Raw genomic sequence first — 26,398 nt, 5'->3', positions numbered from 1 at the left:
GGAGGGACATGATCTAATGGGAAAGCCAGATAAAAGTGACAAAGAAATATTGGAAGCTTATATCAAAGTCTTGGCTGATAGCATCAAGGACGTTAAATGTCCGTGCTGCGGAGAAGAAACAAGTACGGGTTCCGCGATCAATGATCCAGATGATGAATATCGGGATATTGTTACTTGTGAGGTGAATGGCTGCGAGTTTTATATGACCGAATATACCGATGGAAAGATTGTCTTAGAACCGTCTTTTGGATGACGGACATATTGAATATTGAGGAACTTAGAAAGAGCTAAGTTCGAGAAGCTATCCGACTTTAAAATTCTTAGCTCTTTCCAAAGTATTGTCCCAAGCATAGTCAAGATAAAAGTAGACTCCAATCATGAGGACGGCGAACAACGCTAGACCTAGCAGGAATTGCGATATTGTAAGCTGGCTTTGACGACGTGCTTTCTTTTTAGCTATTGGAATCACCTCGTCCAATAAAAGTGTGCTGGGAAAGTTTAACCTAGAAACTTTGCTGCTATAGAGAGCAATGCAAAAGCAACAGCGACGGCAAAGCAGCCGACAAATATTTTTCTCAATATAATAGTCACCTCGTCCCTTGATCTATATAAATACGATATTTAGGGATGGGATTCCTGTAAGAATATTCAAGAATATTGTGCCAGTGCGAAGTTGAATATGAAAGGAAGGACCTAGAGATGAACATTTTGCTGTTATTACCCAACGAAGCTAAACTCGTAGAGGGATTAAAGGCGAAAAAAGATATTTCAACAATTGCTGAAGAATTGGATATGAATATCGATACTATGTATCACATGCTGAAAAGACTCGTAAATTATGGGATCTTGGAAAGGACAGGTCGGAAACGGTACTATGTGTTCAGTGTTACAAATGTTCCTTATGAAATGGTCGAGAAGCGTGGTCGTTCTATATGGAAAGAGAAACCTGAAATTGATCCAAAGCTTCTAAATTTGTCAGATACGCGGTTCACTCCGAAACAGCAAGCTCATTTTCAAAAATATAAGGATGTGGATCGCAGGATTCTCGCAAGACAGTTAGGTATGACGAAAACACAATTGAATTTTGCAATATTGAATGAAGAAGAAACGCACAGACAACATGCCGGGAGTTAATCCAAATTCACAAGCGTTTGGCAATTTACACCTGTGAAGGAGGTCGGTAGCATTGCTATTTTTGATCCCGGTGGCCGCGAAAGACGAATACCAACGAACGAAAGAATATCTCGAACAGTACCAAGAGGCAAAAAGACTTCACGAAACTTTCCCAGATAAAACGTCAGAAGAGGATCTTCGAACGCTTACCAATATAGAAAAAGCATTTTCGACATTTTTAGATGAAGAGATGAAACAAATCATGGTATACCGCTACATCAAGGGAAACGTTAATAAGGTAACAGTCAGGCATTTTGCCGCTCGGGGTATGAGTGAACGGACAGTAGAACGTAAACTTGAGGCTGGCATACTCGTTATTGCAAACGCCCTGTTATATTGCGGACAATTCGACAAAAAATGACGGTAAAACGACGGTAACGCGGCGGCAAAATGTCGCCAAATTAAAGGTACAGTAGACGCATAGAGCATAGCACGCTATGCAGGTAATGTCTACTGTACCTTTATCATTGTAGGCACTCGGCCACGCTGGGGGTTGAAATAGGACCGTAGCGTTTACCGCAATGGTGTGGAGATGAGGTGGGGTTCGAAGCCCCTTATTTATTCTTTGATCAGTGCTCCTGTTAAGACCGGGGGCGCTGCTGGAGGAATGAAGTTGTGTACGTGCAGAGAGTCGCGAAGAGCGGCTCTTTTTTGTGCTGGGATATCACGCAAAGGACAAGGGGAGGGAGTCGCGTGAAGAAGAAGAAGTCTAAAGATCCACCGTTGCCTCAGCAGCCGGATCGATGCAAAGGGTGCATATGGGGTGAGTGGACCGGCACTAAGCAAGTATGCTTCAGGCCAGGTGCCAGATCGGGGGTGCCGAATGCTAAAGCGCAAACGAAAGCTGAATCCGAACACGAAACCTAAGCCTAAGCATAAAAAAGTCGGCATGAACACGGTTGAGCCTATTCGTGATCTGGATGTGCTTGAGTCGATCAAACAAGACCTTAAAAAAAGCTCACTCCGGAACTATGGAATGTTTATTCTGGGGATCAACTCAGCCCTTCGAATATCAGACATTCTGAAGCTTAAGGTCGGAGATCTGAAGAGAGCAGATTTATACATTCGCATGACGAAGACGGGGAAGGAAATAACCCTGCCTATCTCGGATTGGTTACGGCGTGAGCTCCGCCCCCTCATGGACGGAAGGGAAAATCACGAGTATTTATTTCTATCCCGTCAAAAGAAAAAGGAGGATGGCGTTCGCAAGCACATTGACCGAAGCGTTGCTTACCGGATCGTTAACAGGATCGGACGGAAGTACGGGCTAGAACGTGTAGGCTGCCATACCCTTCGAAAGACCTTTGCTTACCATCATTATAAGAAGAATAAGAACACAGCCATCCTCAAGGACTTGCTTGGACATCAAGATGAGTACCATTTGCTTCGGTACATTGGGATTATTCAGGATGACATTAATTCCAGCGTGAGAGGCTGGCATCTGTAGCAGTGCATCAAATTGGGAACATGTTGCACTCGGACGATGAGCTTTGAAAGAATCCAGTCAGGACAAGGGATTTCGGCGCTGACAGAGTGCATCAAAATAAAAGATATGATGTACTGAATAAATATTTACAGATAGTGGTATCGGTGGGATAAACCGTGCGAAAGCAGGCGTAAATCGAGCCCCAATCGGCGCCCAATTTGGAAATTTACGGGTCCTTCTGGGCCTCAATTCCTTGCGGGTGCGCGTGAGCCCAAAATCCGTCTAGGCACAAATTTTTTTTGATCGTTTCGTTTCTTTATGCGTACGCGTGTATAAAAATCCATATGCCCAAAAGCCTTGCAGTGTCAAGGTTTTTTGTGCTTTCCAAAGGGGGGAGAATCCATGAAAAAGGCGAAAGAGAGCCCGGCCAAAACCGTGCAAAACGAAATGGTTTTAACCGGAATCCAGCTTGCTGAAATGCTCAATTTGGGTACAAGGAGAGTCCAGCAGCTGGCAGAGGAAGGGATTCTCGTCAAAGCAGCCCGAGGAAAGTACAAGGCAACGGAGAGTATTCAGAATTACATCCGGACGCTGCAAGATAAATCAGGGGCGAAGGATGCCGGCAGTGTAGATTACTTCGATGAACGGGCACGCCACGAAAAAGCCAAGCGCGAGATAGCAGAAATCGAGCTTTCAGTCATGCGGGGGGATCTTCACAAATCGGAAGATGTGAAATTCGTCATGAACGATATGCTCGCGGCGTTTCGTTCACGGATTATGGCGCTACCGGCCAAGCTGGCGCCGCAGCTCGTTGGATGCAAGCTGCCGGCGATTATGAACCTGCTGACCAAAGAGGTACGCGAAGCCTTAATGGAGCTATCTGAGTACAATCCCCAGGTATTCTACGCCAAAAGCACGGAATATGTGGAGTTGAGCGATGATGACCATTCCGACTAAGACACACAAGCTCTTTCAAGAGATTGCACTGCTTCTGGCACCGCCACCGGACTTAACCGTTTCCGAATGGGCCGACGATTACCGTAAACTCTCCCCGGAAGCATCAGCCGAGCCGGGCCAATGGCGAACGGAACGGGCACCGTATCAACGGGGGATCATGGATGCAACCAATGACCCCGAGGTAGAAACGATCATTGTCATGTCGTCAGCCCAGGTCGGGAAGACGGAATTCCTGCTTAATATCATTGGCTATCACATCGATAACGACCCGGCGCCGCTCATGCTTGTGCAGCCGACCTTAGATTTGGCCCAAGCCTATTCAAAAGACCGGCTGGCTCCCATGCTTCGGGATACGCCAGCGCTGCGCGGGAAAGTGAAGGACGTTAAGAGCCGGGACAGCGGGAATACGCTGCTGCACAAAGTTTTTCCTGGCGGCCATATTACCTTGGCGGGGGCGAACTCGCCGGCCTCCCTTGCGAGCCGTCCGATCCGGATCGTCCTGTGTGATGAAGTGGACCGGTACCCTGTATCGGCTGGCGCCGAAGGGGATCCGGTCACGCTAGTTTCCAAGCGGACAAACACTTTCTGGAATAAAAAGAAAATCTATGTCAGCACGCCAACGACGAAAGGTGCATCCCGGATCGAGGGGCTTTATTCAGGGAGTTCCATGGAGCAATGGTGTTTACCTTGTCCCAGCTGCGGCGAATACCAGCCGCTTACTTGGGAACAAATCAAGTTTGAATACGACAAGGAGACGCAGATTTGCACCAAAGCTGACCATGCCTGCAGGGCCTGCGGCACGCTGCACTCCAAACAGGAATGGAGACCGGAAGAGGGCAAATGGATTCCGCGGAAGAAGAATGCTAAGGTTCGCGGCTTTCATCTGAACGAGTTTGCAAGCCCATGGAAACAATGGGAAACCATCGTCGAAGAATTCTTCGAGGCCAAGCGAAACGGCCCCGAGACATTGAAGGTTTGGACAAATACCTCTCTCGGTGAAACATGGGAAGAACAGGGCGAGAAAGTAGAAGAAGAACAGCTGCTCAAGCGCTTGGAGAAATACGACCACGATGTTCCGGATCCGGTCAAGGTGCTGACAGCAGCCGTCGACGTGCAGGATGATCGTTTTGAAGTGGAGGTCATCGGCTGGGGGTCTGGGAAGGAATCCTGGGGCATTGAATATCATCAAATCCGGGGGGACTTAAAGCAAGCCAAGGTTTGGAGTGAGCTCGACGAATATCTTTCCCGTACCTGGGATAATGCCAAAGGGCAGAAAATGGGAATTGCCATTACCTGCATGGATTCCGGCGGTCACTTCACAACAGAGGTGTACCGCTTTTGTGCAGCCCGAGAAGCCCGCCGTATCTATGCCATTAAGGGGAAAGGGTCACAAAATGGGGAGTACGTTCCATTTCTTAATGGCAATACACGGACCAAGCGAGAAAAGGCCATTCTCTTTAATCTCGGTGTGGATGAAGGAAAGGCAAAGGTTTTATCCAGGCTCCAAGTCGATGAAGGCCCCGGCTATTGCCATTTTCCGAAGAACAAAGGGTATAACGAAGCCTATTTCAAAGGACTGACAGCCGAGCAACTGGTGACCCGGTACCGCCAAGGGGTTGCCTATCAGGTGTGGAAGAAGGTCCGTGACCGAAATGAACCGCTGGATTTACGTGTATATAACACGGCTGCCCTTGAAATTTTGAATCCTAAGCTGGAGGATGCCCCATTGATTCCGAAGCCAGCCCGCAGTGCTGGCAAAAAGCGGCGTGTGATTAGTAAAGGATTGTAGGAAAGGAGGTGAAAGGAATTATGTCATGGACTTTGGAGACTGCAAAACAGCACTTGGAGGCTTGGCTTGCTGCCGAACTGGCCGTATCCACCGGACAATCATATAAAATCGGTCCGCGGGAGCTCGTTCGGGCAAACATTACAGAGATCCGTCAGCAAATCACATTTTGGCGTAATGAGGTCAATAAATTGTCTTATAATCGCCGCGGTGCTCGCGTCATGCGCGTGGTTCCGCGCGACTGATGAACCGTTTGGACAAGCTGATCGGATATGTCGCTCCTCGACTTGCACTGAAACGGCAGGTATCCCGGAAGCAACTTGACATTATGAACTCGGGGTATTCCCATCACGGGGCCAGCCGGACAAAAAAATCCTTGCTTGGCTGGCTCTTCGGCGGCGGTTCCCCGAATGAGGACATCATTGACAACCTGGATACACTGCGGCAGCGCTCCCGTGATCTGTATATGGGCGGCGCCGCGCTTGCCACCGGCGGGATCAAAACGGCCCGAACGAACATCGTGGGTACCGGATTACGGCTAAAGCCAGCGATTGACGGGGATTTTCTAGGGTTATCTGATGACGAAGTCCAGGATTTAAAGCGTGTCATCGAACGAGAGTTCAACTACTGGGCTGAATCTGTGGAATGTGACGCGGCAAGACAAAATAATTTGTACGAACTGCAGCAGTTGGCCTGCCTCTCTCAATTAATGAGCGGCGATTGCTTCGCGCTTTTGCCGATCTTTCCGCGTGTGGGCTCCATTTACAGCACGAGAATACGTTTGCTTGAAGCGGATCGGTGTGCGGATCCGGACAACAAACAGGGCAAAGACATTAAGGGCGGAGTCGAGGTCGACAGTAATGGCGAGGTGGTCGCCTATTGGTTTGTGAACCAGCATCCACTTGGAAAAATGGAAAAGCGCAAAGACTGGGCTCGTGTGGAAGCCTTCGGCGCCCGAACAGGGCGACGAAATGTGCTTCACTTGATGGAATCCGAGCGGCCCGAGCAGCGCCGAGGCGTGCCGATCCTGGCGCCGGTCATTGAGTCACTGAAGCAACTGGGGCGATATACCGAAGCTGAACTGATGGCAGCCGTTGTATCCGGCATGTTCACGGTCTTTATCGAAAGCGAGTCACCGGAGAGTCCCCTCGGGCAAAGTATCGGGGATGAGTACCGCATCGACGATGACGATGTAAACAGTTATGAGCTGGGAAATGGGTCTATTATCGGGCTGGCACCCGGCGAGAAACCCACCTTTGCGAATCCGGGCCGACCGAATACCGCGTTTGACGGCTTTGTCACAGCCGTTCTAAGGCAGGTGGGTGCCGCGCTGGAAATACCCCTTGAATTACTCGTCAAACACTTCACAGCGTCCTATTCTGCAAGCCGTGGGGCGTTATTGGAAGCATGGAAGATGTTTCGGATGCGCCGATCGTGGCTCGCCTCCGATTTTTGTCAGCCGATTTATGAAGAATGGTTTGCTGAAGCCGTCGCAAAGGGACGAATCCCGGCGCCCGGCTTTTTTGACGACCCATTAATCCGAAGGGCCTATACCAAAGCCGAATGGCATGGCCCATCCGCAGGGCAGCTGGATCCACTGAAAGAAGCAACGGCAGCCAAAATGCGGGTCGATGAAGGCTTCAGTACCCGTGAACGTGAAACAGCGGAGCTTACGGGCGGCGATTTTGAGATGAATCACCGGCAGCGTGTCCGGGAAGAACGGATGCGTAAAGCTGACGGCTTAACCATGGAAGGAGGTGAAAACAAAAATGACAGTTCAAAAATTTTGGAATCTAAAACAGATGACGAAGAATAGCGCTGAAATTACGATTTACGGAGACATCGGGAACAGTTGGTGGAGCGATTCCATTTCGGCCCGGCAGTTTTCCGCTGACTTGAAAGCGCTGGGGGATGACCTGGAGCAAATTACCGTTCGCATGAACAGCGCGGGCGGCAGTGTCTTCGAAGGACTGGCCATCCGCTCGATCTTGAAAAATCACAAGGCGGACATCACGGTTCGATGTGGACGGATACGCCGCGTCGATTGCTTCTATTATTGCGATGGCTGGCGACAAAATCGTGATGGCCAAGGGCGCGATGATGATGATTCATAACCCGATGACTTCAATTTATGGCGGTGAGGCCAAGGACTTCCGGGAGGCGGCGGACTTCCTCGATAAAATTCGGGACTCCCTCGTTTCGGTCTATGCCGATCGAACAGGACTATCCTCCGAAGAACTCATTCAAATGCTGGATGTTGAAACCTGGCTGTCTGCAGAGGAAGCCGTCGATTTCGGTTTCGCAGATGAAATTGAAGAAAGCACGGCAGTCACCGCCTATATGCGCGGCGCCGTCGCCAGCGTGAACGGGGTTCATATGGACTTTTCCCGATTTCTTAATGTACCGAAGCTGCCGGAGCCGAATAACCAGCGGCAAAGGCCCGCAGTTCGAACCGTAAGTCCCCAAAATGCAAGTACTCATGGAGGTGTAACGATCTTGAATTTGGAAGATTTGAAAAATCAATTCCCGGACATTTATACCGCGGCAGTGGCCGAAGGCGTGACCGCCGAACGTACTCGGATGCAGGCGCTCGATGAGCTGCATGCGCCAGGCAATACAGAACTTATTGCCAATGCCAAAGCGACCGGCGCGAGCGTATCCGACACCGCTGTTGCGATCATTAAAGCAGAGAAGCAGAAGCGTGCGGCTGCCGGAAACAATATGCAGCAGGATGCCAACAATTCCGGGATCAACATGGTTGTAACTATCGCAGCAGAAGATGGAAAAGCCACATTAGAAGAAAAGCTGAACAATACAGCCAAGTCGATTGCAGATGCTTTCAACAATATACGGGGGAGCGTGTAAACCATGCCGGAACAACTTATTTCCACCTATTCAATGAGCTATGCCAATTTGGTTGTCGGCAGTGAGCCGGTCGTGACAACAGCCGTAACGCTCAAAGCCGGCCGTGCTTATGTCGCCGGGTCCGTGATCGGGCTGGCCACGGCAGATGATAAAGGTTCGTTGGTCGACTCGACAAAAACGGACGGCACCGAAAATGTGTACGGCGTGCTGGCGGATAATATTGACGCAACGGCTGCAGACGCGCCGGGCGTGGTTTATCTGAAAGCCGAGCTCAACGGAGCTGCTTTAGTTTTTGGCGGTACCGATACACTGGATACGCACAAGCAATCCATGCGAAACATCGGACTGTATGTCCGCAACATTAAAGCCTAAAAGGAGACTGGATCCATGGGAAAAGATATCAGCTTGTATGAACCGCGCACCTTGCTCAAAGCCGTTAGTTTGATGCTGCCGGCGAAAACCTTTTTACGCAGTACGTTTTTTAGTAAAAACAATACCTTTGTCACGGAATCCGTGGACGTCGACTATTACAAGGGACGCCGTAAAATGGCACCGTTTGTTTCCCCTCGCCTTCCAGGACAGGTGTTGGCACGCCAAGGATTTACAACAAAATCCTATAAACCGGCTTTGATTAAACCCAAAACGGTTCTTACTGTGGGTGATTTAAACACAAGGCTTGCCGGCGAGAATCTGTATTCCGGAAAATCGCCGGATGAACGGGCTGTTGAACTGCTGGCTCAAGACCTGGCCACATTGGACGATACCATTACACGCCGGGAAGAGTGGATGGCTGCACAAGTGCTCTTCACGGGTAAGGTCGACATGATCGGCGAAGGCGTCGAACAAACACTTGATTATGACTTTACCAACAACCTCGTTTTAACAGGAACCGAAAAATGGGATGATCCGAGCAGCGACCCCATTAGAAGACTTGAAAACCTACGCCTTACGGTCATTCAGAAATCGGGATTAACGCCGGATATCGCCATCCTTGCTTCGGACGTTGTTCCTAACTTCCGTAATAATCCGATTGTACAAAAGCTCTTCGACAATCGCGGCATGAACATCGGCAAGATCGATCCGAAACAGTTGCCTAACGGCGCTACCTATATTGGCACGGTCGTCACAACTGGCATGGATTTGTACAGCTATGATGAATGGTATCTGGACGATGAAACCGATCCGGAAAATCCGGTCGAAAAGCCGATGGTTCCAAACGGCACGGTCATGATCGGATCGACCCGTGCGCAATCAAGCATGTGTTATGGAGCGATTACCTTGGCTCAAGGAGAGAATTTCGTGACCTATGAAGGACCACGGATTCCGGATTCTTGGATGCAGAAGGATCCTGCCGCGCGATTTGCCCAATTAAACAGCCGACCGCTGCCGGTTCCGCATGAAGTGGACAGCTGGTATGTCTGCAAGGTGCAATAAGGAGCCATTCCTGTAATGAAGTAATTTGAGCTTTGAACGAAAAAAGCGCCTCTTGTATACTGGGAATCGTTGTTCTCGACCAAAAGAACAAAACCCACATACGAAAAGAGGCACCTACTATGAAGCATAAGCTAAAACAGAAACAGAATCAACGGATTACACGAATTACCGATTCGACGCTGGTTGTCGGTGCGGACATTGCCAAGAAGATTCATGTAGCGCGTGCAGTAGATTTTCGTGGAATTGAACTGGGCAAGGATTGCGTGTTCCACAACGATCAGGGAGGGTTGACAAAACTGGCGACGTGGATGAAGGAGCTCGGACAAACACATGGCAAGACTGATATTGTGTTTGGAATTGAGCCAACCGGACACTATTGGTTCCCGCTCGCAGCATTTCTGCAGGAACAAGGCATTCAGGTCGTTGTCGTCAATCCGCATCATGTCAGCAAGACGAAAGAACTTGAGGACAACTCGCAGACGAAAAGCGACTATAAAGATGCCAAAGTCATTGCGGATCTCATTCGGAACGGGAAGTACTCGGAGCCGAAATTGCCTACAAAAGAATACGCAGATTTACGAATCCTGATGAACCTGCGGGAGAAGGTGTCGGCCAGCTTGACGCAAGTGAAAGGTCGCATCGGCAACTGGTTTGACAGGTTTTTTCCGGAGTACATCGGTGTCTTTAAGGATTGGGACGGCAAAGCTTCGCTCATGACGATGAGGGCATTTCCGTTGCCGGCAGACATCGTCGCCAAGGGGGCCAGAGACGTCCTGGCTCACTGGAAGACGGACGTGAAGCGTGGCGTGGGGATCAAGCGTGCAGAAAAGCTATACGCTGTCGCTGTTGCGTCTATCGGACTGGTAGAAGGCGCCGTCGCGGCTCGAATGGAACTTCATACGCTGCTCGGGCAGTTCGACCTGTTTAACGATCAACTGGAATCCATTATGGGGCAAGTCATGCGGATCCTGGAGAACATTCCTGGAGTAATACAAATGCTGACCGTACCGGGAGTTGGAGCGATTACCGTGGCTGGATTTCTAGCTGAGGTTGGGGATCTAAACAACTACGATCACGGTCAACAAATTATTCGACTCGCCGGGCTAAACCTCAAAGAGAACAGCTCGGGTAAACGCAAGGGCAAGACGGGAATTAGCAAGCGAGGACGATCACGCCTGCGAGCGCTCTTGTACCGCGCGGTGATGCCAATGGTGGCTAAGAATGAGGCTTTTAAGTCGCTTCACAAGCACTATACAACGCGAAGCCAAAATCCACTCAAGAAAAAGCAGTCCCTCATCGCCTTGTGTGGCAAACTCATTCGAGTTCTGCACACGCTGGGGACAAAGCAAAGAGAGTACAACGCAATTGACGTTATGGGGCCCGTTAGGAGCTACCAGATACAGCAAGAGGCTGCTTAGAGCAAGAAAGCAAATACCTGGAATCTCGCATTATTCACAAGTGAACAACTATGACAACGGAAGCACCGGAGAAGCCGACGAACAATATTCCATAAGGGCAACGACCCCGTAAAGGAGCAAGAATCGGCATCCACCCCTTGAGAGGTAGAACGAAGGAATGTGAGGGCATAGACCCAGCGTGACATGGGAGGGTAAACCTCGAGGGTGAATGTGGATATCCAACTGTGCGATCATACCGAATAATCCACAGTTTTGGAATCTGATATCCTAAGCTCTATTCCCGCCTACGCTCTGACTTCAATCAGTTGCACAGGCCGCATTCTCCACTATTATCGCTCAAGCTGTCAAAGTTGAAATATTGAGAATTCGTGAGAAACCAGGAGAAAACATTACTTTATAGTAGGAGTGATGACATATGTCGATCGTGAGCCAATGGAAAGTAGAGCATAACGGAACCGTGTATGAGGCCGGGGTCGTTATCACGGGCCTTTCTCCTGCAGAGGAAAAAGGTCTTGTTGATCAAGGGTATGCCGAATTCGTGGACCATATCGAAGAAAACTTTCCGCTAACTGGGGAAGCGTTCGCGAAATTGAGTGCCCCAGAACAAAAGGATGTACTCGAAGCGAATGGGATGACACCAGGTTCAAACGCCGCTGAACGTCTCGCGCAATATACAGAATTTCTGGAGGAGCAGGCTGGAAGTCATGACGGTTCCTAATTTTAAGGACATCATCGCGGCGGACTTGTCCACATTTTTGAATCCGAATGAATTTTCGGAAACCCATCTGATAATGGACAGGGAAGTTATCGCACAGGTGGACTCCATCACGTTAAAGAAACACCCTCTGGATTATGCCGAGGGTGTTTCATTATTGCAAAAACATGTATATGTAGCCCACGAAGCGCTCGGGTTTATACCGAATGACGGCAGTCAGTTCAACCTAGACGATGAATGGTACACCGTGATTTCGGTTTCCCTTGATGCTGGCCTGCTCTTTATTGTTCTTGAGGAGAATTCAGGATGATTCAAGTTGATACAGCTGAACTGACGATTGCCGGCCGCCGCATCCGCCTGATCGGCAGCGCCGTTCCGCGAGTGTTTGCGTCCGCGCTGAACCGTACCGCGCAGGGTGTCAAGACCGAAGCGGTCAAAAAGGTCCGGGAAATGTATTCCGTGAAAGCCACCGACATTCGTCCGCTCGTGCGACTAAGCCACCGGGCCAGCGCCAAAGAACTCCGAGCGGAAGTGACTTCAAGCGGAAGAAATATTCCCCTTATCAAATTCAAGACGACGCCAGGCAAGCCGCCGGCGAAGCAGCCGAAGTCCGTTCGATCCGCTGTCTTAAAAGGGAATGCAAAAGTGGTGAAGGGCGGATTTGTGACGCAGGTGGGCTCACATGTTGGCGTGTTTAAACGGGCGGGCCGCCGCCGGCTGCCGATCCAGCAGCTATATGGACCAGCGATGCCGGTTATGCTCAACCGGCCTGAAGTCATTACGCATTTGCAAAAGGAAGCGGCGCAGCGGCTGAACCAGCGGCTTGACCATGAAATTAAACGTGTCATGGAAAGGAGTTCAAAAGCATGACGGCTGTTCTTTTGCAGCGTGCTTTATGCGATAAACTGCGGCATATCACAGAACATTTTATGCTGAATGTACCTAAAAGCGGCGTTTGTGCTCCACATGTGCATGCCGGGTACTTGCCGCAGCAGCAGAGTGGCAGCGAAAACGTCAGCGATTTCCCATATATCATCGTGCGGATTTTGGATGGACAAGACCAGGATGAAAGCATTGTCCGGATAAAGCTGCTCTTCGGGATCTTTTCACGGGATGACAACGGCTTTGTGGATGTGCTCAATTTGATGGAAAAGGTGCGGCAAAGCTTGCTAAAAGACCGCGTGGTCGATAACCGGTACCGGTTGGAGCTGCCTTACAAGTGGAAACTGTTCGAAGACCAGCCGTATCCTGAATGGATCGGCGAGGCGGATACCACTTGGATGATACCAACCATCTTGGAAGAGGATGCCGCCAATAGAGAGGAGTTTATATAGTGGACAAACACGGTATTTACACGAAAGATATTCCCACTTCGGTCCTGTCAACGACAACAGCCGGGACGAACCCGGTCGTATTCGGTACCGCCCCGGTTCATTTGACCGCTCGGGCGACAGCACCGGTTAATGAGCCGGTTCTTTGTAACAGCTATAAGGAAGCCGTCGAGGTCTTCGGGTACAGTGACAACTGGGAAGACTTCACGTTGTGCGAATTTATGTACTCGCACTTCCAGTTATTCGGTCAGGCCCCAGTTATTTTTGTGAATGTGCTGGATCCGGAAGAGCACAAATCTGTTGTCGTTCCGGCGGCTGCTGCGCTGGTTGACGATGCCGTCACGTTGGAAGTGGAGGGCATTTTGCTCGATACCCTCACAGTGAAATCCGATGACGACACAACGACTTATGTGCGGGATACCGATTTTATCGCTGAATTTGATAAAAACGGGTATGTCGTAGTCACAAGAAAATCAACGGGCGCCATTCCAGCAGCCGATGCCGCATTGAAGATCGGATATGCCAAGCTGGATCCATCCGCGGTTCAATCGGCCGATGTCATCGGCGGTATTGATGGAACGACCGGAAAACGAAGTGGGTTGGAGCTGCTGCAGCAAGTCTTCCCACGCTTCGGGCTTGTTCCGGGCCTTCTTTTGGCGCCTGGCTTCAGCCATGATCCTTTGGTAGCAGCTGCGATGCTGACAAAGGCATCAAGTATTAACGAGCATTTTAAATGCTTGGCTTTGCTGGACATTCCGACGGACACGGTCACAAATTACACCTTGGCCCCTGAGTGGAAGACGGAGAACAACATCGTTTCGGAACGGCAAATCCTTTGTTATCCAAAGGTGCGGCTCGAAGATAAGCTGTTCCACCTTTCCACGCAGCTTGCTGGGGTCATCTGCCAGACGGATCAGACCAACGGCGGCGTGCCGGTCGCTTCCCCTTCAAATCGCACCTTGCAAATCAATGGCGCACTGCTTTCTGCAGAAAGTGACCTTTACCTTGGCCCGGAGGAAGCCAATTATTTGAACGCCAACGGGATCGTGACTGCTCTTAATTTCGTGGGCGGATGGAAGGCATGGGGGAACCGCACGGCAGCTTATCCGGGTGTAACCGACCCGATCAACGCGTTTATACCGATTCGCCGGATGTTCGACTGGATTTCCAACGCAGTCATCTTAACCTACTGGCAAAAGCTCGATAATCCGGCGAATAAACGCTTGATTGAAAGCGTGACGGATGGAATTAACATTTGGCTGAACGGCCTGCAGGCGGTGGGCTACATCCTTGGCGGCCGGGTGGAGTTTTTGAAGGAAGAAAATTCAACGACGGATATGATGGATGGCAAGCTGCAGTTTCATTTATTCGTGACGCCGCCGTCACCAGCCCAAGAGTTTGATTTTTTGCTGGAGTATGACGCACAGTATCTCGCGGCATTGACCGCCTAGAAGGAGGGGTAACGCTTGAAACAGGTTCTTGAAAAACTCACCTCGTATTCTGTTTATTTAAACGGTTCCGATTTTCTCGGAACTGCTGACGTTCAGCTTCCCAGCCTGGAATACTTAACCGAAACCGTGAAAGGGGCTGGTATCGCCGGTGAAGTAGACTCTCCTACTATCGGCCATTTCGGATCGATGACCGCCACGTTAAATTGGCGTGCTGTGGATCCGGCAGCTGTAAAGCTGGCAGCACCGGTTTCTCACGCACTCGATTTCCGCGGGTCGATGCAAGTCTATGACGCCGGGGCCGGCGGATATAAAAGTGTAGGCGTGAAGGTGTCTGTGCGGGCCATTCCCAAAAAGTATGATATCGGCAAATTTGATATCGGCGCAACAACGGACAGCTCAAACGAGTTTGAGGTAACCTACGTCAAAATCGTGATCGACAATAAGACAGTGGTCGAGGTCGACAAGTTTAATTATATCTGCATCATCGACGGCACCGATTACCTTGCAGCCGTTCGTGAAAATTTAGGAATGTAGAGAGGGGAGAACATAAAGCATGGAAATGAACGATGATAATGTAGCCATCTATGAAGCCGGGGAAGACCCGGTTTTTAAACTGAGCCGCAGCCTTGTTTTTGAAGGAGATACCGTGACAGAGCTCGATCTGGATCTGGAAAGCCTCACAAGTGATGACCTGCTTGCTGCCGAACGGCAGCTGACGATACACAATAAGGGCAACCCGACACCTGTCCTCGAAATTTCCAAGCTTTATCTTGCTATGGTCGCAGCTCGGGCGGCTAAAGTTCCTTTTGAGCTGATCAAATCGCTGCCGGCGAGGGACTTTTCAAAAATCACTATCCGTGTACAAAATTTTTTGCTCGGTTAGGGCTGGAGACGAAAAGAGAATCGCTGCTTCGAAAAGTAGCGGTTTCTCTTTCCCTTCAGACCCACAGCCCTGTTCATTACTGGCTGAATATGCCGATCAGAGAACTATATCAATGGATTGTAGATATTAAAGAAATGAAAGCGAAGTGATCCGCGTTGGCTAAGGAGTATGAAATTGCCTTTAAGCTGGCGGCGCAGCTGGGCGCAGGGTTTACAAAAACATTTTCAGGCGCAGCAAAAGTCGTGGAGGGAACGGTCGGAAAGATCGGCTCGATTGCAAAGACGGCAACATTGGCTGCCGGTGCAGTGACGGCGGGGATCGCTGCACTCGGCGCCGGCGCATTGGCCGCGACGAATGATTACCAGAAAGCCATGAATAAAGTACAGATGTCCACCGGTGCGACAGCAGAGCAAATGGGGGATGTCAGCAAAATTGCCGAACACCTCTACGGCCAAAACTTCGGCGAAAACTGGGACGAGCCTCGCAGGGGCAATTTCAACGGCACGAACCGTGACGAAGCTGCAGGGTGACGAGCTCGAACGCGTCACCCAAAATGCGCTCATCATGCGGGACACCTTTGATTTTGATGTGACGGAATCGGTAAAAACCGCCGATACAATGATGAAAAACTTTGGCGTCACCTCAGATCAGGCTTACAGCCTTTTGACCCAGGGGGCGCAGCAGGGACTCAATAAGTCAGACGAACTGCTTGATTCGGCCAACGAATACAGCGTTTATTTTAAGTCCCTCGGTTTTTCCGCAAGCGAAATGTTTGATGTTTTTGGCGCCGGCTTAGAAGCTGGCGCTTTTAATTTGGACAAAGTCGGGGATGCCGTCAAGGAATTCAATATCCGCGCAAAAGACGGTTCTAAAAACACAGCCCAAGCATTTCAAGCGCTCGGCATGGATGCCAACGCAATGGCCCAAACCTTCGCCAAGGGCGGCCCGGAGGCCAAGGCTTCGTTTGACACAGTCGTTAAGGCCATAGCCGCGGTTCAAGATCCGGTACAGCGAAATACGATTGGGGTCCAGCTTTTCGGCACCCAGTTCGAGGACATGGAAGCCGGCGTTATCTCTGCGATGGGTACCGCCAAAAGCCAATTTGATGCCACCAAAAATACGATGGATCAGATGAACAAAATCCGATTGAATTCTCCCGGTCAGTTTCTCAGCATGATGGGCCGGCAAATCCAGACCAATTTTGTCATTCCGCTTGGGAAGACTGCCATGCCGCTTTTTCAAAAGGTGTTTGACTGGACAACGGCGGCCTTGCCCGTGATTCAGCACTCCGTATCTGCTGCCTTCGGGGAAATGGGGAAGCTCGCCTCCTGGGCAGCCGATAAATTATCTTTTATCGGGGACGCTTGGGCTGTTGCCAAAAGTATCTTTAGCGGCGGCGACTTTAATTTTGGCGCGTGGACCGGATTGGTGGATAAATTGACCGGGTTCGGCGTCAGTGGAGACCAGGCAACGGCTTTTGCTCAAGGCTTTACACGGTCGTTGCTTAAGGTTCAAAGCTCGCTTGAAGTTGTCACTTCTGGAGCCAAGTTCTTGTTTAGTCTCTTTCAAGGCGGGGCCGATCTGAACGCCTGGTCCGGCATGCAAGCCGCGCTGGTAAAGCTTGGCGTGAGCCAGGAAGGGGCGTATCAATTCGCAACGAAACTGACTGCTGGTTTCTTGAAGACTCGTGATGCCATCGGTTCTGCAATCAACTTTATCCGGCATAATTTCGTCACGTTGCAGCCATTCTATTCCGCACTCATAGGAGGCATCGGCAACGCAATCCGAGAAGTCGTACCTTTAGTACTCAATATCAGTAGTACGTTCTATGCAGTAAGCAGCAAAATCATAGCAGCGTTAGTACCCGTGGTCAGCTATTTATACGCCAGATTAGCACCTGTACTTACGAATATTGTCGGATTTATCGCAAATAACCTGATTCCTGCGATTTCAGGCGCTATAACGGCCATTCTACCCAAAATTATCATGGTGGCTGATAAGCTGGGACAAGCCTTTACCGCTGTATGGGGGTTCATTCAGCCAGTGATCGATAACATCATTACCGGATTCACCGTCGCCTTCCCGATCATTCAATCCGTCGTGATGAATGCGGTAACGGCGGTACAAGGGATCATTTCCGGGTTGTTAACGACGCTCGGCGGGCTGCTGGACTTTATCACAGGCGTATTTACAGGGAACTGGGGCCAAGCATGGGGCGGAGTCAAAGATGTCTTCAGCGGCATTTTCAGCGCGCTTGGCGCCGTATTGGCTCTGCCTATCAATATCGCTATCGATGCGATGAACGCGGCGATTCGCGGTATAAACGGCTTGAGTTTCGACGTTCCGGATTGGGTACCGGGTATCGGCGGCAAGAATTTCGGGTTTAGTATATCGGAAATCCCCAAAATCGGCGGTTATGCCGATGGCGGCATCGTTAGCAGCCCGGAATTGGCCTGGATCGGGGAGGGCGGCGACAAAGAGGTAATTGTCCCGATCAATAATTCGGAGCGTTCACGCGGTTTATGGGAGTCTGCAGGACGCATGCTCGGCACCATGGGAAATGCACAGGGGAATTCGGGAGGCACCGCCGCCCCGATCTACATCACGCACTCGCCTACGATCATTGTTCAAGGCGGATCCGGAGATATCGAAGGACAGGTTGCCCGTGGAGTTCGACGCGGAAATGATGGACTTTTGGAACAATTGAAATCCATTGCTCAAAACGAGGTGCGGTTAAGCTATGGCACTTAAATATACGACTGTGCAAGGGGATACCTGGGACATGATTTCCCTGAAATTGCTGGGCAGTGAGCAGCATACCCCCTTGCTGATGCAGGCGAACCCTCACCTGCTGCAAACCGTTGTGTTCTCGGCCAATACCGTCCTTGACCTACCTACAATACCGGCGACAACGGCCGTTAATCTACCCCCATGGAAACGGAGTGGTTCGTTATGAACGGACGTCGTGCAGCGGTTCAGCTTTTATACGAAGACACCGATGTTTCCACTGAAATTTCCGGCTATTTGCTTGATTTAAGCTACAGCGACAACGGAACCGGCAAGGTGGATGATTTGCAAATCACCATCGAAGACCGTTCCCAGCTGTGGCAGGGGGACTGGATGGCCCGAAAGGGGGATACCTTGAAGGCAGCGATCATCACGACCAACTGGAACGACATCGGCGAAGAAGAAACCTTGTACTGTGGGTCCTTTGAAATTGACGGATACAGCATCCAAGGCCCACCGGATGTGCTGCAAATCAAGGCGGTATCTCTGCCTTTTGATTCCAGGGTGCGATTCGAGAAAAAATCCAAGGTGTGGGAAAATGTCTCATTAAAACGGATTGCATCGGACATCGCATCCAATGCCGGGTTTACATTGCTGTTTGATGTGGAAAACCCGCCGCCATATGACCGCGCGGAACAGTCTGATCAATCGGATTTGGCTTTTCTGCACGGACCTGGCGGAGAAAGAGGGTGTGGCCATGAAATTGACGGACAGTCAGCTCGTTCTTTTTGATGAAGCCGTCTACGAGCAAAAGGATCCGGTTGCAGAGATAGTCCGCGGCACAAGCGAAGTGATTTCGTACTCATTTTCAGAGCATTCCGCTGACAGTGCCTATGTAGCCTGCCGCGTCCGGTATAACGACCCGAAAAAGGGACTCATTCAAGCCACATACCAGGCCCCATCAGCACCAGAAGACGGCCCCTTGCTGGAGATTAATGAACAAGTTGCCTCCATCGCTGAGGCGCAGCGGCTTGCGAAGAAACGGCTCCGGGAGAAAAACAAAGAGGCGGCCAAAGCAAGCATAGAGTTGGACGGGAACGTCCAGATGGTTACGGGCGTCACGATTTTAATTACCGGATGGAAAAATTTCGACGGGAAGTACATCATCACGTCGGCCAAGCACAGTATCAGCAGCGGTTATCAGACCAGCATCGAAATACGCAAAGTTTTGGAGGGGTACTGATGTTTTCAGGCCAGCCACAGCGAAATAATCGGGTCCGGATCGGGATGGTATCCTCCATCGTGGCTGAAAAGGCCCTGGTCCGGGTGAAATTTGAGGACAATGACAGTGTATCGTCGGAGCTGCCGGTCCTGTTCGCCCAAACAGTAAATGGAAAATACTTTTCGCTGCCGGCAGTCGGCGAGCGGGTTTTATGCCTCTTTTTAAGTGATGACGCCAGCGCTGGTTTTTGCCTGGGGGCGTTCTACACCGATGCCAATCCGCCACCGCCGTCCGCCATCCACCAACAGGGAGTATGGTTCCCGGACGGAAGCCATGTCTTTTACGATGCGACCAGCGGCGAGCTGCACCTGAAGGCGAACAGCAAAGTGATTATCGAGGGCGACCTGCAGGTCACAGGCCGCGTGACGGAGGGAGGCGGTTAAATGATTGGCGCTTTCGGGGATGTGGTATTTATCGCTACAGCGGAGACATTGAGAACGTTCGAAGATTTCAGCCGTAAGAGCTCGGCGCGATGGGCCAAGCATGAAATCTTGCTGAGAAAGCCAAAAAGTCAGTTTCTCGGTCCGGATTTGGACACGATCAGCTTTAAAATGCGGTTTGATGTAAGCTACGGGGTCAAACCGCGGGATGAAATGGAGAAGCTGCTCGTAATGAACCGAAATGGGGAAGTTGCTGATTTAACCATCGGAGGCAAATCATTAGGAGAGGGCCTGTGGGCCATCACATCCTTAGAACAAAGCTGGGACCACATTGACACCAACGGGAACGTGCTCATCGCGACGGCCAGCATCGAGCTCGAAGAATACATGATTGGATTATGAGGTGAATCATACATGGAATACCAAGTCACCGGGAGAGTAAAAGAAATCGATTTCGGGGCAACCGGGCTGGAGGCCATCGACCAAAACATCCGGACCATCATCACCACTTTGAAAAACAGCGTACCGCTGGATCGATCGTTCGGCATCGATCCGCCAGTCGATGAACCTTACCCGGTTGCCGAATCCAAACTGACAAACCGCATCATCCGTGCTCTTCGGCAGTACGAAACCCGGATCGAAGTGGTCAAAATTACTTACCAGCGTGATATAGAAAGCGGCCAAATCATCCCAACCGTTCGTTATCGGTTGGCAAGCGGGGTGATTCTGTGAGCCTTCTTGATTTGCCGGAAATTTCATTCACGGATGCCGATGTTTCGAAAACGGTCGAGCAAATGGCGACTTTATACGAAGCTGTTTCCGGAAGAACGCTGTACCCAGGCGACCCGGTACGGCTTTTTTTATTGTCCATTGCAACCATCATTGTCCAGCAGCGAGTATTGATCGATCAGACAGCAAAGCAGCGTTTGCTTCGCTATGCGAGCAGCGAGGTGTTGGACCATATCGGCGCGTTTTCGGAGACAGCCCGGCTGCAGGCCGCAGCGGCGCGAACAACCATTCGCTTCGTACTTTCGGCTGCACAGCAAAGCCCCGTTCCGATTCCGCAGGGCACCCGGCTGAGTGTAAATAAAATCTATTTTCAGACAACAAGTTACCAAGAGGTACCGGCTGGGGAACAATCCATAGACATTGAGGCGCTCTGCATGACACCGGGCACCATCGGGAACGGTTTTTTGCCGGGCCAAATTACACAAATTGTGGACCCCATCGCTTTTGTTTCTCAAGCGTTCAATATTACCGCAAGCTCGGGCGGAACTGATGTGGAGGATGACGAATCATACCGGCAACGGCTGCATGAAGCACCCGAATCATTCTCAGTGGCTGGGCCGGATGGGGCTTATCGTCATTGGGCGAAAACGGTAAGCACGGCTATTGTTGATGTCGCAGTATTTTCGCCAGCTCAAGGGGTTGTGCAGATCATACCGCTTATGGAGGGAGGCGAAGTCCCGAGCCAAGATATATTGGACGCCGTTGCTTCTGTTTGCAACGACAGAAAGGTTCGGCCGCTGACGGATCAAGTCATTGTTTCTGCACCGAATGTAGTGCCGTATGATTTGGAAGCGACCTACTGGATTGATGCTTCAGATGCTGCCGATGTCCCGCGGATTCAAGCGGCTATTGGCGAGGCTGTCACCGGGTTTGTAACATGGCAAAAATCCAAGTTGGGGCGAAGCATTAACCCATCGGAATTGACACGGCGCGTGATGCAGGCCGGGGCTCGCCGGGTGGACATTACCGGCCCCTTACACCAAGTTATCGATGGTCAGGAAGTAGCTATCGCAGAAAATGTACAGATGACGTATGGAGGGCTCGAAGATGATTGATCTGGATTCCTTGGATCTACTCAAAATCGTTCCGCCAAACCTACAGAACGATCCGACCGTCCGAGCAGCAGTTCAAGCGATTAATAACGAGCTGCAGCAGCTCAATGAGCAGATTCAAAAGCTGGACTTTTTCTCTCGCCTGGATACGCTTGAAGCGGATGAAGTGGACGAGCTTGCATGGGATTTTCACGTGGATTTTTATGACGCTTCGCTTCCTTTGGAGACCAAGCGGAATCTAATTAAAAATAGCTATGCCTGGCACCGCCGGAAAGGGACGCCGTCAGCCGTGGAAGAGCTGATTACAACCATTTTCGGAGATGGCCGTGTTGAGGAATGGTATGAATTTGAAGGGGAGCCGTACACGTTTCGTGTTATTACAACCAATTCATCGGCTACGAATGAACAGGCGAGCGACTTTTTAAAAGCCCTCAATTCCGTGAAAAACACGCGTTCTTGGCTGGATGGTATCCTGTTATCTATGGCCGATGAAATGAATGTGTATTACGGCGGTGCATTGCATGTAGGCGAATTTATGACGATAAAGCAGGTGGTATAAATGGGCGCTTTTGGCGGATTGATATTAACGAGCCGCGGCCGTGCTCTGCAGGTGAAAGCACAGGCCGGTGTGCAGTTGCATTACACTCGAATTGCGATCGGTGACGGTAGTCTAGGCGGCCAATCCATTTCCGATTTGAATGCACTTATTAATGAACGAAAAAGCCTATCTATTACGAAACTCAAGCCGCTTGCCGACAACAAAGCGACGATCGGCGCGGTGCTAAATAATCAGGACATGAGCAGTGGCTTTTATTTTCGCGAAATCGGGGTATTTGCACAAGATCCCGATGCAGGAGAAGTTCTCTACTGCTACGGCAATGCTGGGAACAATGCGGAGTATATTCCCGCAGGCGGCGCGGCGGATCTACTCGAAAAGCACATCGATGCGATTGTCATTGTCGGGAATGCGGCCAATGTCACAGCAACGATTGATCAGTCGCTTGTATTGGCGACAAAATTGGAGCTAGAGAGTCACACGCACGACGGGACTCCTGGTAACGGTCCTAAAATTTCTTCAACCGGCCTTGCCAATGCCGCCGTAACCGATACGATTTTAGGAAACCGTACCATTGATGATACTGCGACCCCAAACACTGGACCCAATACACTGACTAATCTATTGTCATTCATCGGCAACAGGTTGAAAAACATAACAGGCGAATCCAATTGGTCGATTTCTCCCGCAATGACCATTAAGCAGATTTTCAATAAGTTTTTAGGGGCTGCCGCTGGCGGAGGGCATACACATGATGGCACAAATGGGAACGGGCCAAAGATTGCTGCAGGTAATATCTCGCTTGTGGATTCAGCAGATTATTACTCAGGGACCGATCCGGAGGCAGCTCTTGCGGAGTTGGGCGACAAAGTAATTAAGCAATCGCCTCCTACGTCGGTAAGCCTGGTCAGCGGGCAGCAGGTCATAACGTCACCCCGCGTAGCCCCGTACAACGTTGTAAGCATCAAGGGTCAGACGCGGGTAAACCTGCTGGGGCGGGCTGGAGGTTTTGAATCAAGTCCTACAGGCTGGGGGCTATTTCAATCATCTACCACGATTGACACCACTAATTTTACCAGTGGTAAACAAGGGCTAAAGATTATGGTAGCCTCCGGTACTTACGGCGCTATTACTTACACTATAAACACCATTGTAGGTAAGACCTATGTTGTTGTGTTTGACTTCAAAAATGGCAATGCCACGAAAATATGGGGCAGAATCCAAGGGTCAGCACAAACCCCAGACATTACGGATGCCACTAAATTTACTCCTGCATTTATTAAGTTCACAGCTACCGCTGCGTCGCATGTCGTCGAAATTGACGTAGGGGGCGCGGTAGGCACCTATGCTTACGTAGATTCCGTACGCCCATATGAGGTCAGCACAGTAGAGTACGCCGCCCTGGACGGCATGAACCCGGCGCAAGTCGCAGCCAAGTACCAGTACGTCGATGATGTTAAGCCGATCAATACGCCGTACGTTATTAAGTGTGGGGAAAACCAGATACCAAATTTTTTTGAAAACTGGGGAATGTCGAATCTTGGGGCTGTTTATGAAGTAATTGACGGATACACAATAAAGATTACGTCCACAGGCAATACAACGGAATCGCAGGCATTTTCTCCGACTATTATGTTGTTGCCCAATACGACTTATACCTTTAGCAGCGGGGGCACTTCGGGTTACTATCGGCTAGCCATAAAGGATGCTGATTATAATAACACGCGTAAACTTGTAGTGCCTGCGGGTCAAAGTCTGACATTTACTACAACAGCCGCAGAGTTTTCCGTTATCCTGAACGCCACAAATTCAAGTTCAGACAATCCAGCGCCAGATAACACCACAGCAGGCGTATTTACTTACATTAAGCCTATGCTTAATTTGGGAAGCACAGCCCTGCCGCATAAACCAAATGAAGACGATTGCCTGGTATTCCCGACAAAATTGCACTCGAACATTGACCGCAGCGTGTACGACGAAATCACGTACCGCGACGGTCAATACTATAAAAATTCCCGGTTTGGAGAACTGGTGCTGGATGGTACCTTGGGTTGGGTTGCAAGGTCCGACGAACCAAACAATTTCAGGAACTAAAATGATTCGAGTTTCCCAGCCGTTTTCAACGCCAATTCCCTATGCGGGTACTGTAGTAAAGTATGACGGGAAGATTCTTGAAAACCGGTTCGCGCTAGGACACAATGCCGCAGACCAACAAACACTAACGAATAACACGCTATTCATACAAATCGCAAACACGGAAAGCGGCTGGGGACCTGATTATCTGCCCACGCAGGCCGAACTCCAGGCGTGTTTTAATGGGTGGAGAATGTACTTGGATGGTAGCGACCCAAAGACTTCTGTTTACAATGGGACAGGGAATAAAAATTGGGTCAAACTTACAGCCGTTGCGGCCGGGTCTGTGCTGCCCGCCGATACTTCGGGCACTAATGCCCTGCCTGCTGCCTTGGCTACGGCTGACAGCGGAGGCAGATTATTTACGCCTTCCAAACTCATTTACCAGCTAGCAACATCGACAACCGAAGTAATCCCTGTAGAAGGCGGTATTACGCTGCATGAGGGGCTGAACCAGTTGGAAGTAGGCGCGGGCATGGTTGTAAGGGAAAAGGCACCAGCGCCCGTTCTTAACACGGGGAATCTTTTTTATTTTGCAAATTCCCAGGCCCCGTTAAGGTACCGGAACAGACGTCTATTTTCTATCTACAGAAACGACATGCTTGATAAGAAATGGACTATAGACTCGCCCATAAATGTCGATGGAGGCTTGCAGCGGGCCGGAATACCAGCAGTAGACTACGACCCGGCAGCCGCCTACACTGTCACCTACCTACCGCTGCGACCTATACCTGCTAACCGGACCAGTACAAGCCATCGACGGCGAGTACAGCGCCAATCTTAAAACAACGGTCGATACGCTGGCCCGCAGCCAGGCTGACGTCTTAACCCGTGTCAGCGTGCTGGAGAGCCAGAAGGCCGGGAAGGAGCAGCCGCAATGGATAACGCCGACGCTGCTTAATGGATGGGTAGTTGTACCTGGCAGGGAGCCTGCATACCGAAAATTAAATGACGGTACGGTTGAATTGAGAGGCGCAGTAAAGAACGGTCCGATGAACTCAACTGTTTTTATATTACCTGCCGGATATAAGCCCTCCTTACAGTTAGATTACCCGGCTTATTCATATAACGGAACCACAGATATTTATGGGTCAATGACTATATTCCCCTCTGGAGCATTAAATGCGCTTGTTGGATCGAATACCCATTTCTCTATAGCTACAAGTTTTTCAACCGACTAATAAGGAGTTGCTGACCCGATGAAAGAAGCAATTATAGTAAACCTTGCTGGCTATATGACTGATGTAACGCTTGTCGCAGATCATGTGACAGGCGTCTTTCCGATCTATGCGCGGCCGGAGCCTGCGGGCATGGATCAAGAAGAAGCAGAGCTGCCCGAACCGGAGATTACCGGTTACACGGTGGCCGTACCCGTCCAGGCTGTGCTGTATAAGCCGCGCTTTGATTTTGAAGCGTGGGAAGCTTACCAGGAAGCACTGGAAGCCTACAATGCAGAGATGGCAGCCTGGCTTAATACAGCCGAAGAAGACCGGGGCGAGGAGCCGCTACTGGAACAGCCTTCCTTTTGGATCGAAGGCTTGACCCAGGAAGAAATTGACGCGCTTAAAAATCAGCCGGTTCCTAAATCGCTGCAGGAGCAACTTGACGAAAGCCTGGCGTTAACAGTGCAGTTACGCCAGGAACTTGCAGTACAAAAAGACATAAACGCAGCCAACAGCGCGGATTTTATGTCGTTGGTGGACTATTTAGCGGAAAAAGGAGTGTTGGACTAATGGCTACTATTTTATCTTTTCGGGTGTCGAATTACGCTTTGAACATCAACATGACAGGACAGCAGCGATATACCGCGCGGGATAGCTTTACTGGAATCCCGGAGGAATATACCCCTCATGTCAAGGCGTATGCCGCTAAGAACTATTACGTAGACGATATCGACCGTGCCCTTGCAAATGGCTGGCTTACAGCCGAAGAGCACCAGGAAACGCTGGAGCTTAAGACAGACGCCGATCCGCAGTTCCGGCCGACAAGTTTAGCAGCAGAATAGCAAGCCCTGGCCCCGTACCTAGCGGGGCCTATTTT

The 26,398-nt window shown here is 50.4% G+C and carries 33 protein-coding genes; all 33 read left to right on the top strand.

The features are described from left to right. Positions 1-16: 16 nt before the first annotated feature. The 33 genes from ACHHV8_RS33600 (at position 17) to ACHHV8_RS33440 (ending at position 26,363) form a co-directional block, all read left to right on the top strand. Positions 17-253 carry a hypothetical protein gene (locus ACHHV8_RS33600; RefSeq protein WP_395163823.1) on the top strand — a complete coding sequence of 79 codons (237 nt, stop codon included), beginning with the start codon at positions 17-19 and terminating at the stop codon, positions 251-253. Positions 254-699: 446 nt separating this feature from the next. Then, positions 700-1,134, top strand: a complete 435-nt coding sequence (locus tag ACHHV8_RS33595; protein WP_395163822.1) for a hypothetical protein — start codon at positions 700-702, stop codon at positions 1,132-1,134. Between the two features lie 52 nt (positions 1,135-1,186). Next, positions 1,187-1,534 carry a hypothetical protein gene (locus ACHHV8_RS33590; RefSeq protein ID WP_395163821.1) on the top strand — a complete coding sequence of 116 codons (348 nt, stop codon included), beginning with the start codon at positions 1,187-1,189 and terminating at the stop codon, positions 1,532-1,534. A gap of 462 nt (positions 1,535-1,996) precedes the next feature. Continuing rightward, positions 1,997-2,620: a tyrosine-type recombinase/integrase gene (locus ACHHV8_RS33585; RefSeq protein ID WP_395163820.1), complete on the top strand. Its 624-nt coding sequence runs from the start codon at positions 1,997-1,999 to the stop codon at positions 2,618-2,620. 381 nt (positions 2,621-3,001) lie between these two features. Further along, on the top strand, positions 3,002-3,556 hold the full coding sequence (locus tag ACHHV8_RS33580; protein WP_395163819.1) for a hypothetical protein: 555 nt from the start codon (positions 3,002-3,004) through the stop codon (positions 3,554-3,556). Next, entirely contained in the window at positions 3,537-5,345 is a 1,809-nt protein-coding gene (locus ACHHV8_RS33575) for a phage terminase large subunit family protein (RefSeq protein ID WP_395163818.1), read from the top strand. The genes ACHHV8_RS33580 and ACHHV8_RS33575 overlap by 20 nt, the downstream gene beginning before the upstream one ends. A 20-nt stretch (positions 5,346-5,365) precedes the next feature. Further along, positions 5,366-5,587, top strand: a complete 222-nt coding sequence (locus ACHHV8_RS33570; RefSeq protein ID WP_395163817.1) for a DUF6148 family protein — start codon at positions 5,366-5,368, stop codon at positions 5,585-5,587. After that, positions 5,587-7,158, top strand: a complete 1,572-nt coding sequence (locus tag ACHHV8_RS33565) for a phage portal protein (RefSeq protein WP_395163816.1) — start codon at positions 5,587-5,589, stop codon at positions 7,156-7,158. The genes ACHHV8_RS33570 and ACHHV8_RS33565 overlap by 1 nt, the downstream gene beginning before the upstream one ends. Further along, positions 7,112-7,456, top strand: coding sequence for an ATP-dependent Clp protease proteolytic subunit (locus ACHHV8_RS33560; protein WP_395163815.1), 345 nt, complete (start codon positions 7,112-7,114; stop codon positions 7,454-7,456). Before ACHHV8_RS33565 ends, ACHHV8_RS33560 begins: the two co-directional genes overlap by 47 nt. Next, positions 7,404-8,207, top strand: a complete 804-nt coding sequence (locus ACHHV8_RS33555; RefSeq protein WP_395164300.1) for a Clp protease ClpP — start codon at positions 7,404-7,406, stop codon at positions 8,205-8,207. Before ACHHV8_RS33560 ends, ACHHV8_RS33555 begins: the two co-directional genes overlap by 53 nt. 3 nt (positions 8,208-8,210) lie before the next feature. Beyond that, the gene (locus tag ACHHV8_RS33550; protein WP_395163814.1) at positions 8,211-8,579 is read left to right on the top strand and encodes a head decoration protein; all 369 of its coding nucleotides are present in this window, start codon (positions 8,211-8,213) and stop codon (positions 8,577-8,579) included. 15 nt (positions 8,580-8,594) lie between these two features. Beyond that, a complete protein-coding gene (locus ACHHV8_RS33545; protein ID WP_395163813.1) occupies positions 8,595-9,641 on the top strand; it encodes a major capsid protein in 1,047 nt (348 codons plus the stop codon). A 119-nt stretch (positions 9,642-9,760) separates the two neighbouring features. Then, positions 9,761-11,059, top strand: coding sequence for an IS110 family RNA-guided transposase (locus ACHHV8_RS33540; RefSeq protein ID WP_395158340.1), 1,299 nt, complete (start codon positions 9,761-9,763; stop codon positions 11,057-11,059). Positions 11,060-11,474: 415 nt separating this feature from the next. Continuing rightward, complete coding sequence (locus ACHHV8_RS33535) at positions 11,475-11,777, top strand: hypothetical protein (protein ID WP_395163812.1); 303 nt, start codon at positions 11,475-11,477, stop codon at positions 11,775-11,777. Continuing rightward, positions 11,764-12,084 (top strand): hypothetical protein, encoded by a 321-nt coding sequence (locus tag ACHHV8_RS33530; protein ID WP_395163811.1) that lies wholly within the window; start codon positions 11,764-11,766, stop codon positions 12,082-12,084. The genes ACHHV8_RS33535 and ACHHV8_RS33530 overlap by 14 nt, the downstream gene beginning before the upstream one ends. Continuing rightward, positions 12,081-12,644, top strand: a complete 564-nt coding sequence (locus tag ACHHV8_RS33525; protein WP_395163810.1) for a phage tail protein — start codon at positions 12,081-12,083, stop codon at positions 12,642-12,644. The genes ACHHV8_RS33530 and ACHHV8_RS33525 overlap by 4 nt, the downstream gene beginning before the upstream one ends. Beyond that, the gene (locus ACHHV8_RS33520) at positions 12,641-13,108 is read left to right on the top strand and encodes a hypothetical protein (protein ID WP_395163809.1); all 468 of its coding nucleotides are present in this window, start codon (positions 12,641-12,643) and stop codon (positions 13,106-13,108) included. Before ACHHV8_RS33525 ends, ACHHV8_RS33520 begins: the two co-directional genes overlap by 4 nt. After that, on the top strand, positions 13,108-14,556 hold the full coding sequence (locus tag ACHHV8_RS33515; RefSeq protein WP_395163808.1) for a phage tail sheath family protein: 1,449 nt from the start codon (positions 13,108-13,110) through the stop codon (positions 14,554-14,556). The genes ACHHV8_RS33520 and ACHHV8_RS33515 overlap by 1 nt, the downstream gene beginning before the upstream one ends. Positions 14,557-14,571: 15 nt before the next feature. Continuing rightward, the gene (locus tag ACHHV8_RS33510) at positions 14,572-15,090 is read left to right on the top strand and encodes a phage major tail tube protein (RefSeq protein ID WP_395163807.1); all 519 of its coding nucleotides are present in this window, start codon (positions 14,572-14,574) and stop codon (positions 15,088-15,090) included. A 19-nt stretch (positions 15,091-15,109) separates the two neighbouring features. Further along, positions 15,110-15,439 carry a phage tail assembly protein gene (locus ACHHV8_RS33505; RefSeq protein ID WP_395163806.1) on the top strand — a complete coding sequence of 110 codons (330 nt, stop codon included), beginning with the start codon at positions 15,110-15,112 and terminating at the stop codon, positions 15,437-15,439. A 155-nt stretch (positions 15,440-15,594) separates the two neighbouring features. Continuing rightward, positions 15,595-15,969 carry a hypothetical protein gene (locus ACHHV8_RS33500; protein ID WP_395163805.1) on the top strand — a complete coding sequence of 125 codons (375 nt, stop codon included), beginning with the start codon at positions 15,595-15,597 and terminating at the stop codon, positions 15,967-15,969. Beyond that, positions 15,950-18,190 carry a phage tail tape measure protein gene (locus tag ACHHV8_RS33495; RefSeq protein WP_395163804.1) on the top strand — a complete coding sequence of 747 codons (2,241 nt, stop codon included), beginning with the start codon at positions 15,950-15,952 and terminating at the stop codon, positions 18,188-18,190. Before ACHHV8_RS33500 ends, ACHHV8_RS33495 begins: the two co-directional genes overlap by 20 nt. Then, entirely contained in the window at positions 18,180-18,395 is a 216-nt protein-coding gene (locus ACHHV8_RS33490; RefSeq protein WP_395163803.1) for a tail protein X, read from the top strand. Before ACHHV8_RS33495 ends, ACHHV8_RS33490 begins: the two co-directional genes overlap by 11 nt. Continuing rightward, positions 18,392-18,958: a phage late control D family protein gene (locus ACHHV8_RS33485; protein ID WP_395163802.1), complete on the top strand. Its 567-nt coding sequence runs from the start codon at positions 18,392-18,394 to the stop codon at positions 18,956-18,958. Before ACHHV8_RS33490 ends, ACHHV8_RS33485 begins: the two co-directional genes overlap by 4 nt. Then, on the top strand, positions 18,924-19,409 hold the full coding sequence (locus tag ACHHV8_RS33480) for a phage late control D family protein (RefSeq protein WP_395163801.1): 486 nt from the start codon (positions 18,924-18,926) through the stop codon (positions 19,407-19,409). Before ACHHV8_RS33485 ends, ACHHV8_RS33480 begins: the two co-directional genes overlap by 35 nt. Continuing rightward, a complete protein-coding gene (locus tag ACHHV8_RS33475; RefSeq protein ID WP_395163800.1) occupies positions 19,409-19,831 on the top strand; it encodes a phage baseplate assembly protein V in 423 nt (140 codons plus the stop codon). Before ACHHV8_RS33480 ends, ACHHV8_RS33475 begins: the two co-directional genes overlap by 1 nt. Beyond that, the gene (locus ACHHV8_RS33470) at positions 19,832-20,230 is read left to right on the top strand and encodes a phage tail protein (RefSeq protein ID WP_395163799.1); all 399 of its coding nucleotides are present in this window, start codon (positions 19,832-19,834) and stop codon (positions 20,228-20,230) included. It abuts the gene before it with no gap. Positions 20,231-20,242: 12 nt separating this feature from the next. Beyond that, on the top strand, positions 20,243-20,560 hold the full coding sequence (locus ACHHV8_RS33465; RefSeq protein ID WP_395163798.1) for a GPW/gp25 family protein: 318 nt from the start codon (positions 20,243-20,245) through the stop codon (positions 20,558-20,560). A 167-nt stretch (positions 20,561-20,727) separates the two neighbouring features. After that, a complete protein-coding gene (locus tag ACHHV8_RS33460; protein ID WP_395163797.1) occupies positions 20,728-21,672 on the top strand; it encodes a baseplate assembly protein in 945 nt (314 codons plus the stop codon). Continuing rightward, on the top strand, positions 21,665-22,228 hold the full coding sequence (locus ACHHV8_RS33455) for a phage tail protein I (protein ID WP_395163796.1): 564 nt from the start codon (positions 21,665-21,667) through the stop codon (positions 22,226-22,228). Before ACHHV8_RS33460 ends, ACHHV8_RS33455 begins: the two co-directional genes overlap by 8 nt. After that, complete coding sequence (locus tag ACHHV8_RS33450; RefSeq protein ID WP_395163795.1) at positions 22,229-24,319, top strand: phage tail-collar fiber domain-containing protein; 2,091 nt, start codon at positions 22,229-22,231, stop codon at positions 24,317-24,319. Positions 24,320-25,557: 1,238 nt separating this feature from the next. Further along, a complete protein-coding gene (locus tag ACHHV8_RS33445; protein WP_395163794.1) occupies positions 25,558-26,091 on the top strand; it encodes a hypothetical protein in 534 nt (177 codons plus the stop codon). Next, positions 26,091-26,363, top strand: a complete 273-nt coding sequence (locus ACHHV8_RS33440) for a hypothetical protein (protein WP_395163793.1) — start codon at positions 26,091-26,093, stop codon at positions 26,361-26,363. Before ACHHV8_RS33445 ends, ACHHV8_RS33440 begins: the two co-directional genes overlap by 1 nt. Positions 26,364-26,398: the final 35 nt, after the last annotated feature.

It is taken from the genome of Paenibacillus sp. TAB_01 (assembly GCF_043945595.1).
In the GTDB taxonomy this organism is placed as follows: domain Bacteria; phylum Bacillota; class Bacilli; order Paenibacillales; family NBRC-103111; genus Paenibacillus_S.
Note: the sequence above shows the minus strand (reverse complement) of the source record. Positions and strands in the feature narration are given on the sequence as shown.